This window comes from Polyangiaceae bacterium (genome assembly GCA_016715885.1).
Lineage (GTDB): Bacteria > Myxococcota_A > Polyangia > Polyangiales > Polyangiaceae > Polyangium.
In genome coordinates, this window is the sequence record JADJXL010000025.1 from 778,494 (window position 1) to 794,653 (window position 16,160).

Annotated in this window: 8 protein-coding genes and 1 pseudogene; 3 read left to right on the plus strand and 6 right to left on the minus strand. The window is 60.6% G+C overall.

Annotation, left to right across the window (positions count from 1 at the left end; genetic code table 11):
• Positions 1-352: 352 nt before the first annotated feature.
• From IPM54_38165 to IPM54_38180, 4 genes and pseudogenes are all read right to left on the minus strand, one after another.
• A pseudogene (locus IPM54_38165) lies at positions 353-1,702 on the minus strand (tetratricopeptide repeat protein).
• Positions 1,699-6,000, minus strand: a complete 4,302-nt coding sequence (locus tag IPM54_38170; GenBank protein MBK9265603.1) for a hypothetical protein — start codon at positions 5,998-6,000, stop codon at positions 1,699-1,701. Before IPM54_38170 ends, IPM54_38165 begins: the two are co-directional and overlap by 4 nt.
• Complete coding sequence (locus IPM54_38175) at positions 5,997-8,369, minus strand: tetratricopeptide repeat protein (protein ID MBK9265604.1); 2,373 nt, start codon at positions 8,367-8,369, stop codon at positions 5,997-5,999. The genes IPM54_38170 and IPM54_38175 overlap by 4 nt, the downstream gene beginning before the upstream one ends.
• Positions 8,370-8,424: 55 nt before the next feature.
• Entirely contained in the window at positions 8,425-9,252 is an 828-nt protein-coding gene (locus IPM54_38180; protein MBK9265605.1) for a hypothetical protein, read from the minus strand.
• Positions 9,253-9,563: 311 nt separating this feature from the next.
• Between IPM54_38180 and IPM54_38185 the strand changes: the two genes are divergently transcribed.
• From IPM54_38185 to IPM54_38195, 3 genes are all read left to right on the plus strand, one after another.
• A complete protein-coding gene (locus tag IPM54_38185) occupies positions 9,564-10,190 on the plus strand; it encodes an RNA polymerase sigma factor (protein ID MBK9265606.1) in 627 nt (208 codons plus the stop codon).
• 18 nt (positions 10,191-10,208) lie between these two features.
• Complete coding sequence (locus IPM54_38190) at positions 10,209-11,234, plus strand: zf-HC2 domain-containing protein (protein ID MBK9265607.1); 1,026 nt, start codon at positions 10,209-10,211, stop codon at positions 11,232-11,234.
• A 72-nt stretch (positions 11,235-11,306) separates the two neighbouring features.
• Entirely contained in the window at positions 11,307-13,070 is a 1,764-nt protein-coding gene (locus IPM54_38195; protein MBK9265608.1) for a hypothetical protein, read from the plus strand.
• A 3-nt stretch (positions 13,071-13,073) separates the two neighbouring features.
• On the opposite strand, the gene IPM54_38200 is transcribed toward IPM54_38195, so the two are convergent.
• Both IPM54_38200 and IPM54_38205 read right to left on the minus strand, forming a co-directional pair.
• Entirely contained in the window at positions 13,074-13,526 is a 453-nt protein-coding gene (locus IPM54_38200; GenBank protein ID MBK9265609.1) for a PilZ domain-containing protein, read from the minus strand.
• A gap of 113 nt (positions 13,527-13,639) precedes the next feature.
• Complete coding sequence (locus IPM54_38205; protein ID MBK9265610.1) at positions 13,640-16,093, minus strand: glycosyltransferase family 39 protein; 2,454 nt, start codon at positions 16,091-16,093, stop codon at positions 13,640-13,642.
• Positions 16,094-16,160 lie beyond the last annotated feature (67 nt).

Below are 16,160 nucleotides of genomic sequence, written 5' to 3' on the forward strand. Positions count from 1 at the left end.
AAAACGGCGCTTGACTGGTCGACGTTGGTGCCGGTGCAGGTACTGGGCCTGGCGGCGGCGCACCCGTTGGCGGCGGTGCCGGCGGCTGAGCCGATGGCGCGGGCCCCGGCGGCCCCTGGCGGGCAGTCGGCACCGGCCCCGGCTGCACGGTCGGCGCCGGATTGGGCGGCGTCCCCGGCGGCATCCCCGGCGGCATTCCCGGCTGAAACCCTGGCGGAGCACCAGGTGGAGGCATTGGCTGTCCTGGCGGAAATGCCGTCGGCGCTCCAGGCGGAACCATAATCACAGGCGCGCCACCCTCCGGAATGCCTCCATCTGCCATGGGCATTCCCGGCCCCATGGGAATTCCGCCTTCGCCCATGCCACCATCAGGCACGGCAGGCAATGGCGCGGGGACTTCCGCCGCTGCAGCAGCCGCAAGCTCGCCCTCTTTCAACTTGGCGCGCTGCAATAGTTCTTCGCTATCGTCCCGATCGCTCTTTCGGCGGATTTCCTGGAAACGTTTCAATTCGCGAATGGCTTCGGCCACCTGCTGCTTGGGCGTCATCCCCGGTATGCTCGGGGCGAAAAGATAGAGCAGGCCCAAATTGTAATGAACTTGCGGCAATGAGGGTTCGCGCGCCAATACCCATTCGAATTCGCGCTTGGCGTCAGCATATCGACCAAGGAGCCGATACGTATCTCCAAGCCCGAGTCGAATCGGGATATTGTACTGGTCGTACTTCACAGCGCCTTCGAGCAGCATCAAGGCTTCTTGCGCATTCCCCGCTTCGAGCAGCATGATGGCGAGCTGCGAGCGAGCTTCGACGAAGTCCGGCCTTCGCTGCACGACTTTGCGGAACTGGTCCATCGCCGCAGCCCGTTGCCCTTGTTCGCGCAAAATGAGCCCGCGTAGCAAGAACGCTTCCGCATTGTCCTTGTCACGTGCAGGGTTCTCATCGCCAAACCCATCGAGGATGGCCTGCAGCGCATAAAGCGCCAAATCGAGCCTTCTATTGCGATAATGATCCCGCGCAATGATCACCATGGCGGGACGATAATCGGGGTTGATTTTGAGCGCCTCCTGCGCAAGACGCTGCGCCGACCCCGTATCCTTTTGCAAGCTCTTGACTTCCGCGAGCGTCGCCGTGATCGCCGCACTCCGTCCAAGCGCCGAACGTTTCTCCGTGAGCAATCGTTCGGCTTCGGCAAACTTGCTTCGGCGAATGAGCAGCAGCGAATACGCAATGATCGCAGGCTCGAACTTCGGAGCAAGCGCAATGGCCCGCTGATAACTCGCTTCGGCATTGAGGTCTCGCAACCGTTCTTCCACGACGGCGAGCGCGTGAAATGCATGCGCCGACGTCGGATCCGATTGCGTTGCCTGCCGATAGAAGTTTTTCGCCCCTTCGAGGTCCCCCGTGACGTACGCACCGGTGCCCTGCTGCATCGCCATCATTCCCGCCGGCGACATCATTGGCGCTTCGGGCGGAGGAGGTGCAGGCGGCGCTGTCGCAGCACCCGGCGGCGCATTGGGATCTTGCACCGGCTGCGCACCCATTTGCTGCATGAATGGATTGACGCCAGTTCCCCCGAAGGGCGCGGTGGGCTGCGGAGGTACCGCTGGATTCGGCTGCGTGGTCGATTCCGTACACGCTGCGATGACGCCCTGAAACAGCGCAATCGCAAAAACACCAAGAGCGAATCGATATCGACCGTTCATTGGCTCCCCACGGGTAGCGGCACGGGCAACGTATCCGGTACGAGCTGCGGCGACATCCCCGGGCGCGTACGCAAAAAGAATCCGTCCTCGTATACGAACGGTTGCTTGGACACCGGATCGACGACCCCTTGACTCAAATCACGCATTTTCACATCACCCAGAATGTCCGTGAAGAATGCCAACCGCTGAATCGCATGATCGATTTCCGGCGTCCGAATGTTCCACGCCCTCGAATACACCACCGCTTGTACGTAAAACTTGATCATCGCCCGATCGGCATCATTGAGGAGCCGTTCACGAGCCGCACGCCATTGCTCGCGCCGGCGTTGTCGAATCGCGTCCGCCGTTTCCTGCAAATCTTCGCGATCGCTCGTTTCAGCGAGCTTCAAGAGTTTTTCCTCGCGGTCGGTATACAGCTTCAAGCCCGGAGGTCGCGTATTGTAGAGTCCCGTGCGGCACGAATCGTAAAGGGTACCCTGACGCGCAAAAGCCGTGACCGACAACCTGCGCGATTCATACGACGTCACGACCGATTGCAAATCGTTGAAGAACGTATCGCCGGCTTTCTTGAGGTCGTCGGTGTATTCTTTGATCACCTTGTCGATGACACCCGCATAACGGTGATGGTTCGTGCCGTAATCCCAGGTTTGCTTGAGCTTATCGTCGATGGCCAAATAAGCACATTCCGCTGCCATGTCGGCTTGTTCGCTTCCGAGCGGCTTTTGCCCCGAAAGCGACGACGACGTGCGGAATTTGTCGAAGGCACTGATCGTCGATCGACACCAATCCGCGGCTTTGGAATCACTCCCCGCCTTGTAAAGCTTGGCTGCGTGATACGCGGCTTGCACGAGGTACGGCGATGCGGCGGGATTGTTCTTGTTTGCCGTGAAATAATCCTCCATCGCGGTAATCGCCTTGAGCCGTGCCGCCTTGTTCGCCCCGTCGTCGATACCGCGCTCGTCCCACACCTTGAGATCCGAGGACGCAACGAGCCAATCGATTTCCGCTTTTTGCTCGGGAGGCGGGCTGAGCTCCATGAATTTGCCTCGCGACGCCACCATGCGGTCCCGTTCTCCTACGTTCGCATAAAGCAGAACCGCATTCTTGGCCGCAGTGCGCCTGGCAGCTTGCTCGAACCGAGTATTCCGCGATATCGTATCGTACGTTTCAGCAGCCGCTCGATAATTGAAAAACAGCACGTACGACGCGCTCAATGCATCGTAGGCTCGCTTCAAGTACCCGACACGTTCGGCAAGTTTTTTCGGCTGGGGCGCTACCGGAGGTTTGGCCGTCGGATCTCCCTTGTCGAGCTTTGCCATGCCCACTTCGTTGCCATATTCCTTGATGAACAACGTGTACATCTCGATGGCTTGATCGTAGTCCCCGACCTGCTTGTAGCAATAAGCGCCATTGATGGCCGCTTCGGGCGCTTCGTCGCGCGCGGGGGCTTTTTCGAGCGCTACGCGATAAAGCGCCGCAGCTTCGCGCCATGCCTGCACCCGTTCGGGACCATCGGGCATTTTTTCGGCCTTCTCGAATTTGGCCGCAGCATCGATGTAATACCCGCGCGAAATCGTCGGCTGCGAAATGCCCTTTTCTTTGAGCTTCTGTTCCTCGCCTATGGCACAACTCTTGATTTGCGCAGCTTCGGCCAATGCTCGTGAACGCGGAATGTCGTTCATCAGGTTCGCCATCGTCGTGAGTTTTTCCCACGCGAGGTATCCGAACGGGCTCTTTCCGCATTGCTCGGCATAAATGGGCTCGAGGCGCCGCTGCGCTTCTTTGAAATGCCCATAAAGGAAGAAAAACTCGGCCGATTGATACGCGTAAAACTCGCTGTTTTTCTGTTCGGCGCCCGTTTGCGCATCTTTCGTCGTCAAGTCGGCCGTCGGAGGCACGCGTTGAATGTATTCATCACGCGCCGCAATGGCCGCGAGCACCGCTTTGGGTATTTCTTCCTCGTTGACCTTCGGCTGGTCATTCTCCGTCACGATCTTCAGCCCGGTTCGCTGCTCGAGTCCCTGCTGCCCGCCCGTGCGCTTGTGCAATTTGTACTGGTCGATCAAGAGCTGCTGCGCCGTATCCACGACCATGAACGCGGCAGGCTGCAAATACCGGTCGTCCTCATTCGAATCGCGCACGTCGGCGGCCGTACGCCGCGCCGCTTCGACCTCTTCCGCCGTCGGCGACTTGTCCAAAGCCACTTGAATGACGACCACCATGTGATTGGCGTCGGCAAGCCAATAACGACTTTCGTAGGCATCGGGCGCATTGTCGTCTTCCCCGAGCACGCCGAGCCATCCCGTCGCAGCCATTCGATATTCCGAAAGCGCCCGCTCGTAATGCTTCGCCCGCTCCTTTTCGTCGCCTGTTTCCCGCGCCAAGTTCACGAGCGCGCTGCCGCCATTCGTGTGATCGGCCGCTGCGCGACGAAGCCCTCCACGCACGAGCTTTTCGGCCGCCTGAATGGCTTCAGGGTCGTCACGGTTCGCCGCGACCCACGGCGTATTTCCCACGTAGGCCGCGAGCTTCGTTCGCGCATCGAGCGCCCTTTTTGCATTCTCCGCTTTTTCGGCCGTACCCTCGCGCGCACGACTCGCCAGCATATCGTAAATATCGGCGATCTGCGATTGCAAAACCGGTGCGTCCCGGTCCATCGGCCAGCGCTTCAAAATCATCTCGCTCACTTCGATCAAGTTGCGATACTGATTGAGCTCCTTGAATTCGGCGACGAGCGCTTTGTAAATTTCTACCGTCCACTTGCGATCCTGCGGAATCAGCGACGGATTCTGCACCCGATCGATCGCAATCCGCATCTTTTGTTCGGCAATGCGCACGTCCTTTTCGAGGTCCAGAACGTCGCTGCGCGGAATGAACGGTTCGTCTGCGCCGGGGCCCGTAAAATCGAGATACGTGAGCGCACCGGCGACGTACGTATACGCCTCGGAACGAAAATCCGCGCCCGTATCGCCTGTCTTTTTCTCTTGCTCGTCGGCATACTTCAACAATTCGACGAATTGACGCACGCTGGTTTCGTAGCGCTGCTGCTTGAAGAAGGTCCACGCGAGCTTGTACATCGCGACGCCATACACCGGCGGATTCTTGAATTGAAGCGAGCGCTTGTACGCGGATTCGGCCCGATTGAACGTATAAGGCCCGGCTCCCTGGTCGAGCTCATTGAAATGATAATCGCCGATGATCCACCAAACCTCGGCAAGGTACCTCGGCTCGGCACCTCGAGCCAAGACGGGACTCTTTTGGAGTGGCTGACAAGAATCCGGATACGGATTGACGAACACCGTTTCTTCGGGATCGAAATTCGCACCGAGCCGTGCCTTCATCTGCGCAATCGGCTCGGGATGGCGGCCTTCCCACGCATTCCAATACTGACGATCGTGGTCCTGCGGAAGTTTTCCAATCGTATCTTTGGCAGGATTTTGGGGATCCGGCTCGACGGGATACGGATATAGGTTATGACAAACCATCGACCGAAATACCTGCTGCGCCTCGGGAAAACGCCCCGAATCGTTCAAGGCATGGCCGAGATAATAATAAACGCCGGAAAGTTCCTTGTATTGAGGGAACTCGCGAATGATCCGCTTGTACAGCGCAATCGCCGGCAATAGCGTAACGGCCAGATCCTCCGAAAGATCACCGTCGTCACGCGCGCGTTCTTCATACAGCGCGGCAAGACGAAACATCGCCGTCGGTGTGCTCTCCGGATGCGCCGCCGCCCCTGAATATCGCGCAACGAATTGTTCGAGCCGCCGAATGGCCTCGGCACGGGCATCTTTCAATCCCATCAGCTCGATGTTGATTTCACGATCGAGCGCATCGATGACGCGCCGGCGGCGCTCTTCATAATGATTCTGAATGATGCGCGTCATTGCGCCGCGATAATCGGTCGCGTATTGCCGAAATGCCTCGGCCTCTTTTTCGAGCTCGGCGAGTGCTGCCACTTGCGCCGGCGTCGGAGGCGGCGGCGGAGGCGCATGCACTTTGCGACGAACGGTATATGACGGAACGGGCAGCGGTATCGGCGGCGCAGACGATGCCACGGGAGGCGGAACAGCCGCAGATGCAATGGGCGGCGGAACAGCAGTAACCGCTGGAGGCGCAGCGGACGCAGAAGGCGGCGGCGCAAGATACGGATTGACAGGCGTCGCCGACGACGAAGGCGGCGGTGCAGGCTGCGTTTGCGACGCGGCGCCCGAAGCGACACACGTCACCACGAGCAGCCCCAACACCGACGCAGCCACTCGATGCGATTGACTCCTTCGAAGGCGCTCCTTGCTCACTTCGGTTTTTCCTCCGGCGTGGCACTGTCCTCGAGCACTTCGTCGAGCTCTTCTTTGAGCAATTTTTCTTCCCGCGAACGCTCCACGCGCAAGCTCCGAACACGCGTCAATTGCTCTTCGCGCACCTCCCAAGCTTGCTCCGTGATTCCAACGTCGGCACGCAAAACGATATTTCGCAATCGATCACGCACGATTCCAAAATTTCTACGCGCGACTTCTCCCACGACCGCCCGCGATTCCCTATCGAGTTTTTCGAGCTCGACTTCGTAGCCCACCATCGCCACCGTTTCGCGCTCCATAATCACGCGAACTTCGTCCGTGCGCCGAGCAACCTCCTGCTCGAGTGCCGTGAGCGCCGAAAGAACCCGCGTATCGCCATCCTCGGCCTCGCGCAAAATCGGCGCCGCTCGCCGGGCATAATCGGCAAGCGCCGCGCCTCCTGCCCCGCCCATGGCGAGCTGCACTTCGCGAATGATCGCATCGCGATAAGCAATCCGCACTTGGGCATCTTCGACAAACCGTTGGTCGCCGAAGCCCACCTGCATTCGCCCTGCTCCGACGACGCGGTCGACGACCTGGATTTGATTGCGATAATATTCGATGTCTTTTTCGTGTTGCTGCAATTCGAGCTCGAAACGCTGCACGACCGCGGGATCTCGCACGGTTCCTTTCGACGAATCGCGGAGCACTCGCCGAAGCGCCTTGATTTGCGTCTCCATGACGTCGAGCTCGAGCGACATTCGCTGAACGGCTTGCGACGGCATGTTCCATTGCTTCATCGCCTGCGCTTCGCGATCCAAAAAATCGGCGTCGTTGACGGGGAGCATTCGCAATCGTTTCTCGAGCGATCGCCGCCTGGCGCGCACCTGCCCGATTTCACCCGATAGCGCCGACTCTTCGACCACATCGAGCCCCTGACCAATCGACAAACGCGCCACTGCAATCCGATTCACGAGTCCCAGCGCGCGTTCTTCGCCTGCCTTCAAATCCGGAAATGCCCGTACGCGATTGGAAGACGACATGACCACGCTGAGCTTGCGGATCATTTCATTCGATTGTTTGATGAGCTTACGACATTCGCCCAACGCTTCGACAACGGCCGCCGCAGAATCCCCATCATCTTCTTCACGCGCCCATTGCACAACCGATGTGGGAAGCGCCGAAGCAGAACTGTCGAAAGCCCCCGTTTCCCCACGACTCAATTTGTCGAAATAGACCGACGGATCACTCGTCGATCGGAGGAAGTTATCGATATTGGTGGTGACGGGATCATATTCGGCGCGCACGCCTTCGTACACGCGAAGCGCTTTTTCGAATTGCCCTGCACGTAGCATGAGATCCGCGCGCAAGAGCAATCCGTCGGCAATGTCTTTGCTCTTCGGATCGGCCACTGCGAGGATTTCGAGCGCCCGCTGAGCTCGTTCCATGTCGCCCAGACGAACGTACACCCAACCAAGCTCGTAAAGCGCCGTGCCAAACTCCGGCGACGAACGGTCGATGTGATTGTACGCGTCGACGGCCTGCAAAAGATCTTCGGTTTCGTGAAATAGCCGGCCAATCGCGAGCCAGGCCAAATCGATCACGTGCGCATGCTCGGCTGAATCGATCGGCAACTTCGTGACGCGGTAAAACTGATCGATGGCCGGGACGTACCTTTGCCTGGGCACTCGCGCGGGTGATGCGCCGGCAGCTATAGGCGCGGGCTTCGGCGTCGCTTCCTTCATCGCCACGAGACCCAACAGATAGCCGGCCTGATGCAGGTACTTGCTCTGCGGATCGACCATCATCAGCGCTTGTCTCGCAGAAGCCCAATCCTTCTTGAGCATGAACGCCTTGCCACGCGCGTACATGATGCCGCTCGTGACGGCAGCAGGCGGCAAGCGGTTCATCGCGACAAACACTTCATCGAGCCCTCGGTCGTCACGCGTGCGCATGGCGATGTCGACGAGCCTTTCGATCGCGGGAACTTGGTACTGGCCAAAGCGCGGTTCTTGCGAGCGATCGAGAATTTTGCGGTATACGCGCCGCGCTGCGAGGTGCTGTTGCGACGAGAAGTACGCTTCGCCGAGCAGCGACATCGCTTCGGGGAAAGCCGTTGGATGATCTGGATATTTCTCGACGACCTTGTTCAGCACCACGGCCGCGCGATCCCAATCGCGCGATGCCATGAGCAGCACGGCGTCACCGACCATCTGCGACGCGGTGCGCTGCCCGATGCGTGATCGCTTGATGGTTTCGTCGATGCCGTTCATGTCGTTCACGGCCGTTCGGATCTGCTGCGTAGCGCTCGTGAGAGCTTGATCCTTGTCGGCGGCAAACGTCGGTTCGGCAGTGATCGCCACGCCGACGAAGAGCATCAGGCTGCACATCGCCGAACGAAGTGGAGAAGATCGGCGACGAATCATGCGTCCCCTCACGCGCCCATCACCGAGCTGCCCCCGGCGCGGCCGCCGCGGGCAGGTCCCCGAGTCCTTGCGTGACTTTTTCGGAATACCGAACAGCCGGCCGCTCTTCGAAGCGCGCCGTTGCTCCACCCTTTTCAAACGAAACGACTTGTATGTTCGTCGTTTTCCCTTCGAGTGACGTGAACGAGTAATCCGACCGGATTTCGTACTTGTATCCCTTCAAATACGAAAAGACTCCGAAGCCCGTGCCGGTCAGGTTGACGAGCACTTGAACCGTGTGAGCGCCCGGGGGAATCGTCCCAGTGAACACGGGTATTTCGCCTGCATCCGCGATGACGCCCTGCTGATCGGTCTTGCTGTACTGCACGGTTCCATCGAGCACGATGAGCAGTTTCGAGACGCGCCAGGCCGTGGAGATGTCGTTGTTGAACTTGATGATGGCGCGCGAACCGCCACCACCGCCGCCGGCGAGGATTGTGTCGCTGAGGAGCGACAAACGCGTATGGCTGCGGCGAATCTGCTCTTTGAGGTCATCGATGCGTTGTTCGAGGTCGCGCAATCGAATGGAGTAGGTCGGGCCATCCATGGCGGGCGCTTGACCCGGCGCAGTTTGTCCCGGCGCTACGCCCGGTTGTCCGGGAACCTGAGGAGTTTGTCCTGGCACTGTCGCGGGTTGTCCGGCAGCAGGTGCGGGCTGTCCCGGCGCGGGTGCTGGCGCGGTCGCCGCGGGTGCTGGAGGGGGCGAAGTCGCAGGCCCTGGCGCCGGCGGAGCTTGCGCTTCGGCGTGGGCAACGACAAACCACGATGCCGCGACGATCGCAGCAAATGTGTTCCGTGCAAGTCGCATGTAAGGACGGTCCCGTGGTGAAAGCAATTCGCCCGATGGCGGGCACCCAATGGATGCCCTTCTGGATTGTCCTAGTCTACGTTTCGGATCTGGATGCGTGCAACCGCGGATTTCCGTGTCCGATCGAAGCCGGGCCAAGATTTGGAGGCGTGCTCGGCGCCGCGATCCGCTAAGGTTGCGTCGTGCAGGGACGACTAGCCAGCGTCAGAACTTCGAGCTCCCTCGCGCGTCATATGTGTCGCCACAAGCACCTTCACCTTCCCACCCCGCTCGGCCTCTCGATGGTCGATCGAGGATTCGGGAGGTGATCGATGCCGACCATTTCGCGCGAGGAGGTGAGTGACGAAGTCTTGATGATGCGGTTTCAGGGTGGAGATCAATCCGCCTTCGCTGGACTCGTGCGCCGGCACAAGACCTCCGTTTACAACTTCATCTTGCGCACGGTGCGTTCGCGTGAAGTGGCCGAGGATCTCGTGCAGGACGTGTTCGTCAAGGTCGTACAAAATGCGGCCGACTTCAAACACGAGGCTCGTTTCTCCACGTGGGCTTACACCATCGCTCGAAACGTCTGCATCGACCATCTGCGAAAAGCTGCTCTGCGTAGGCACCCGTCGCTCGATCAAGCGGCGAACACGAACAGCGGCGAAGACGGCCCGACCCTTGGCGAGCGCATTGCCGATGCGCATTTTGCATCCGCGGTCGATCGCGTCGCGATCGGCGCCGAGCTCGGGCAACGAATCACACGCGCCGTCGAGGAATTGCCGCCCGAGCAACGTGAAGTTTTCTTGCTGCGGGAAGTGGCGAACGTGCCGTTCAAGGAGATCGCCGAGATTGTCGGAGTCCCGGAAAATACGACCAAGAGCAGAATGCGGTACGCCCTCGAGCGCTTGCAACAAGCGCTCGCCGAATACGAGGATTATGCTCGAGCCCTGCGGTAACGCTGGGCAAGGTGGCTCATGGATTGCGAGAAGTTCGACCAGGTCGTGATGGACGCGCTGTATGGGGAGCTCGATGAGCTCACCGCGGCCGCGCTCCGCCGACATGTAGACTCCTGCGTTCGATGCTCCGAGGCCTGGAACGGACTACGCAGCACGCGCGAAGGTGCGAGTTTACCCCTCGATGAACCGAGCCCGGACTTGGAATCTCGGATCATGGCCGCGGCGCTCGCTGCGCAACGTAAAACCCCATGGCACCGCCAAGTCCTCCGCGTGCTCGCGTGGGCGGGTAGCCACGCGATGCGTCCGCAGCTCGCCATGGCCGCGCTGTTTTTCCTGGTCATCGGTTCGAGTCTTTTGCTTTTGCGCGCCAAACCCGGGACCGTCGGCACATCGCCCGTCAGCGTGACCGAACGCGGCGTACCCACGCCGGACGAACCCGAAGCACCGACGCCGCAAGCGATCGCCGCGGCTCCGGCACCTCCTGCGGCAGCAGCAGAAGCGGCCGAGGTCGATTCCGACAAACGCGGCAAAGATGGTCAGGAAAAACAGGCTCAGTCGAGCGATGGCGAAGCTGCAAAGGCGCTGTCGCAAGCGCGTTCCACGCGTGATCAATCGGGCTGCGGAGCAGCCGTGCCTTTGTACGAAGACATCGGCACGCGTTTTTCCGGAACGTCCGCCGCGGCCGATGCAGCGTGGGAAGCCGCGCAATGCCAAAAGAGCCTTGGTAACAACGAGAAAGCGCGCGAGCTCTTGTCGTCGCTCAAGTCGTCCGAAGGTTACAGACAGCGCGCTGAAGACGCCTTACGAGAGACGGAGACGGGCACGAGCACTGGTGCTGCTGCAGCAGCTCCGGGAGGCGGCGTTGCGGGAGGTGCCGTCGCGAGCCGTGCCGCCGCAGCCCCCGCTCCCGCAGCAAAACCTGCCGATCCACCCGTTGGTGCGACCGCGAAAAGCAAAGCATCGGCCCCCGGCGGAGGCCCCACGCGCAGCGTTCCGGCTTCTCCGAAACGCAACGCCGACCTCAATTCCGCATACGGCTACTGACTCCTGACCGAGCAGCTTCGCTGTCTGTTCGCGCATCCACTACGCGCAGTCGAGCTGTATTAGACTCGCTTCATGCGTCGACGTCGCCTCTTGCTTGCTCTCGTCCCCGCGCTTCCCGCTGCCATCGCCATCGGTGCTTGCACCAATGCTCCCGTGCAAGTTGGACTCGTCATGAAAGCTCCGCTCGGTTTGCTCGACCAAGCCACGAGCGTGACGCTCAGCGTGTTCAACTCGAGCGGTGCCGAATGCACGAGCGCGGGACACGTGAACAACGCACCTACTGGCGAAGGCGTTCAGACGTTCGAGCTACAGAAGAGCGGATGCAGCGGCGGTGCTGCTTGGTGCAAAGAAATCGAGCTCGATCAGGACGGTTCCGAGAAAATTTTTTCGGTGGTCGCGAAGGGCGCCGCAGGAATTCTTGCGGAAGGCTGCACGGTCGCGAAGATCGATCAAGACCCGCTCGAAGTTGCCATCAAGGTGCAGCGATACAACCCGCCTGCATGTTGCAACGACGGCATGCTGCAAACGGGCGAGCAGTGTGATTTCGGGCCTGCCGGCAACTGTTTGAACGACGAAGGAGGCAAATGCGCCGGCATCGTCGCGGACCCGGTTTGTCGGTGCGATTGCACGGCCGAGGAGATCCTCCTATCGGTCGACAATTCGGTACCTCCGGCCCTGACAAACGGTGCCCCAGGCACGAAGATCGAGCTTGCGATGGCATTTTGCCCGGGCGCCGACTCGACGAAAAACGCACTGCGTACGGCGTACACGAACACGGCCGAAGTGGGCGGCGGCGACATTCACATGCGCTTTTTGCGGGGCGATCTGTACAAGATCGACGAACCCTTCCCGCTGTCGCAGCAAATCAAGTTGCCCGCGCTTTGCGGCAACGTCGGTGGCCCTGCCCCCGCGCTCACGCAACGGGCTCCTTCGGTGGCGCCAGTGGGCCCCGATCGCGTGCTCATCGCGTACGCAACCGATCAGAACGGGGCGAACAACTACGACGTCTACGTGAACGTTCAAAACGAGTGGGGATGTGCCGATGCGCCTCCCGTCAAGGTCACGACGCAAGTTGGCGATGGCGAGCTCCGTCCGCATGTCGCAGGCGGTCCGAACGACGCAGCGCTCATCGTTTGGCATCGCGGTACGTCGACGTTTGGCCGCATTTGGCGCAAGAGCGGGGGCCTGGATGCCGACGAGCTTTCGATCGCCACGAGCGCGAAGTTTCCGCGCGTCGCCGGCAACAAAGACGGCTGGGTCGTCGTCTACGAGGGCTCCGGGCCGGGCGATGGTGACGGCGTTTTCATGGTCACGGTTTCACCAACTGGAACCGTTGGTGCAGCGACGCTCGTCAACGACGACACCATGGGTGTCCAGGACCAACCCGACATCGCGATGCTCGAAGACGGCCGATCACTCATCGCTTGGCACTCGGCCAACGGCGACGACATCCACTTCCAACGCTACGACGCGAATCGCGCACGTGTCGCAGGGAGCGACGAACAAGGCCTCGCGAACACCGTCACGGAAAACCTCCAGCAACGGCCCGTCGTCGCCGCGGGCCTCGGGTTTTTCGCCGTCGCCTGGGAAGACGTGCCTGGCAAGATCTCGGCTCGATTCATCGGAGGAACGTCGGGGTTCGGCTACAACAGCGTCACGGGACAAAACGACGCGTTCGTCGTGTCCACGCCCGACCCCGAAGGCACGTTCGGCGAACGCTTTGGTCCCGCAGTCGCCATCGGCGGCGGAGGGTTCGTCGCGTTTGGCTGGACGGACAAGAGCATGAATCATCCCGGCGTCTTCGTGCGCCGATTCCCGCTGCCCGCGGGCCTTTGAGGATTAGTTCACCCCCGAAGGGCACGCGACGCTTTCGCGCAAGTACGCGATGGTGCGGATTGTCGCGACCAACCTCTCGCGATCGTCGAGCGTCAAGTTGACGAACTTGATCCCCATGCCCGGATTCGGGTTGTCGTGCATCGGACGCACCATGTTCACCCACTGCACGGTTCCTATGAGGACAAACGGTTCCGATGCATCGGGTGGGACAAACCGCAACGTGAGTTGCGTGCCCGTGCCGAGTGGTTCCGTCGTACGCACGAAGATCCCAAGTTCGGAAATGTTCGTGATAGCCGCGTAAAGAAACGTTTCTTCGGTTTCGCAATCCACCGACCAGGTCACATCGAACCTCGTGGACGACCGTCGTTCGAGTCGACTGTTCAGATCGGACGAGTCGAGATCGAACGCATTTTTTGCTGCGTCACGCTTCCGATCATCGCCGTCTCGATTTCCCATGACTTTCTTCGCGTAGCCGCTTTCCACGCGCGCGCCAAGGGCTCGGATACTCGACTGAAATCACCGATCTGGACGGAGTAGGGCAAATCCGGAAACCGTCCGCGCCAGCTTGATCAGCGCACACGCAGTGCACCAGCAACGACCCGGTTGTCGTGGTGATTCCCACGCGCTACGCGAAACCGCGTATCTCCCGAGAAAAAGCCGGTGAAGACCGTGTAGTCGCCTGGTGTGAAGTTCGGCTCGAGCTCGAAGACGTAGTCGTCCACGAGCACATCGTTTGGCTGCCAAAGATTCGATGCGTACTTGCCTTCGAACGCGGTGTGATCGCCGTTGTACCGACGCTGAAAGCCATCGATGTGCAGGAACGCCTTCCAGTTGCCCGGAACGAGTTTCGCAACGCGGTAATAAAAGCGCATGTGGTACTTGCGCTGCGGCACCACCGAATCCACGACCGCACCCGCCGAGTCACGCACTTCCCACCCCAACATCTCGAGCTGATCCTCGAACATCACGTCGGTCTTGTTCGCAGGCGTCGGCGCATCATCGAGGACCGTCCCGCGCAGAGGATTTTCGTTCGGCATGCCGCCGAGATCGTTCGATACGAGAAGAATTTGACTCGACCGCGCATCGAGCACCGGAAGGTTCTTTCCCTTCGCGGCGCGGTGCATCGAGTTGAGCTTCGGAAGATCGTCCGCCTTCACGATGAGCCAGCGCCGAGCATCGCTCGCCATCATCCATTCGAAGGCCTGCTTCGCGTCCGCGAACGAAAGCACTTCGCCTCCGCGCTGGTAGTACGCGATGGAGCGAGCACGTACGCCGAGCAGTCCGAGCGGTTCACCCGTCCGCTGCAAGCGACCGTAAGCATCGAGCACTTCCTTCGGTGAAACCTGCGCCGCAAGTGCCGGGAAGTAGCCAAACGAAAGCACCGCTCCGACGACGACCGCACCGAGCAACACGCCCGCGCCTCGTGGCAAACGCGTCCGCTCGATGAACCACCGAAACACATCGCGCACGACAATCAGCGCGAAAACCCCCAGCACCGCGAGCAGCGGAACGGCCCACCACAAGTTGAGCCCAACTTCGATGAAGTTCTTGGACAGCCTCTGTGTGGAGCCCCAACCAAGGCGCGTGCCTACGAAAAGCATCGCGCCAAGTCCCACGAGCGCCGCTTCCAAGACGGTCATGGCGAACAGGAGGTTGCCGTTCCAAATCGTGGCCAGCGTGTCGACGGCCTCGCGCGAATTTTTGACGAGATCGTCGTACCAGCGCCGTAACGACGATGGAGCGCGCTCCTCTTTCGACTCGAACCACGCGATCCCAACGAGTCCGGCAAACCCCACCATCGAAAGGCGCATGAGCGTCTTCGCAGTCTCCTCGAAGCTCTTCGGAAACGAAGGTTTGTCCACCTCGAACACGCTAAACACGCGGCTCGGCTCGAGGGTCATGTCGCGGTAGAGCACGACGGCGAGCAGGACCGTCGCCAAGGCGATGCTGCGAGAGGGCGGCGCGCCGCGATCGAAATCCGCAACGGCGACCGCAGCAATCGCGGCAAGAAGCGCGACGGCACTGAACGGAACGAACGCCGTGAGCGGCGCGGCAAACGCGTACGCGGCGAAGGCAACCGCCACGCCCACGAGCAGCGCGACGCGCAGGCCCGTTTCACGCCGCATTCGTTCGTCATCAAGGCCCTCCGGCGCACGAAAAAGCCGGCCCACGGCGAACGGGACAAACGCACTCCAGGGGAAAATCGCGTGCCCCAAGTGTCGAATCGTTCGGTCGAACGTGACTTCCACGCCAGCTTTCGCAATCGGCATCACGCCGAGCGATCGCGGTATCGGTGCCGTTGCAGAGGCTCCCAAATAAAGTTTGACTGCAAAATATGTCGCAACGAGGCCCCCCACGAGCGAGAGCGCTCCAAGCGCATTTTCCAGGCGCGATCGCGGAGATCCTTGGCAAAGCGCGAGCCACGTCAAACCAGCCGTGACGGTCGGAATGGCAACGCCGATCAAAAGTCCCCGCGACATGTATCCGCTGACGAGACCAACTGCCGCCACGACAAACCATACGAGTTTGACCAAGAGCGTTCGCGTCTCTGCGGCCGGAGTGTCGCCCACGCGCGGGTGAGCGCGATCGAGCAGCATGCCCACGAGGCCCGAAAAGGCCATCGTGAGCGCTGACATCGTCACGATGTCGCCGAGCATCGTGCGAGCTTGCATGAAGTAGAGCGGCATCGTCGCGAGAGCCACCGCTCCGTAAAGCGCTGTCTTGCGTCCCGACAAACGCGAAAGGAGCTCGTGCAGAACGACGACGCCCAGGAAGGCCCAGATCGCGAGCGGCAGCCTACCCGTCCAGTCGCGCAAGCCGAAGAGCTTGAAACCAAGCGCCATCGACGTGAACGGAAGCTCGCCCATGCGCAGATCGCCGAGCGTCGGCATTGCGTTCATTGCATCGGGCAGCTCGAGGTTTTTCGCGCCGAACACGTGGATGGCAATACGACGCGAGTACTCGGCTGCATCGAGCTCGTACGGGTCCCAGATGCCGCTCTTGGCCAGCGTCCCGAAAAACATCACGGCTGCGACGGCGTACGCGACGATCCGCGACGACCAACCACCCGTTGCCCCGCCGAGCGTGCTC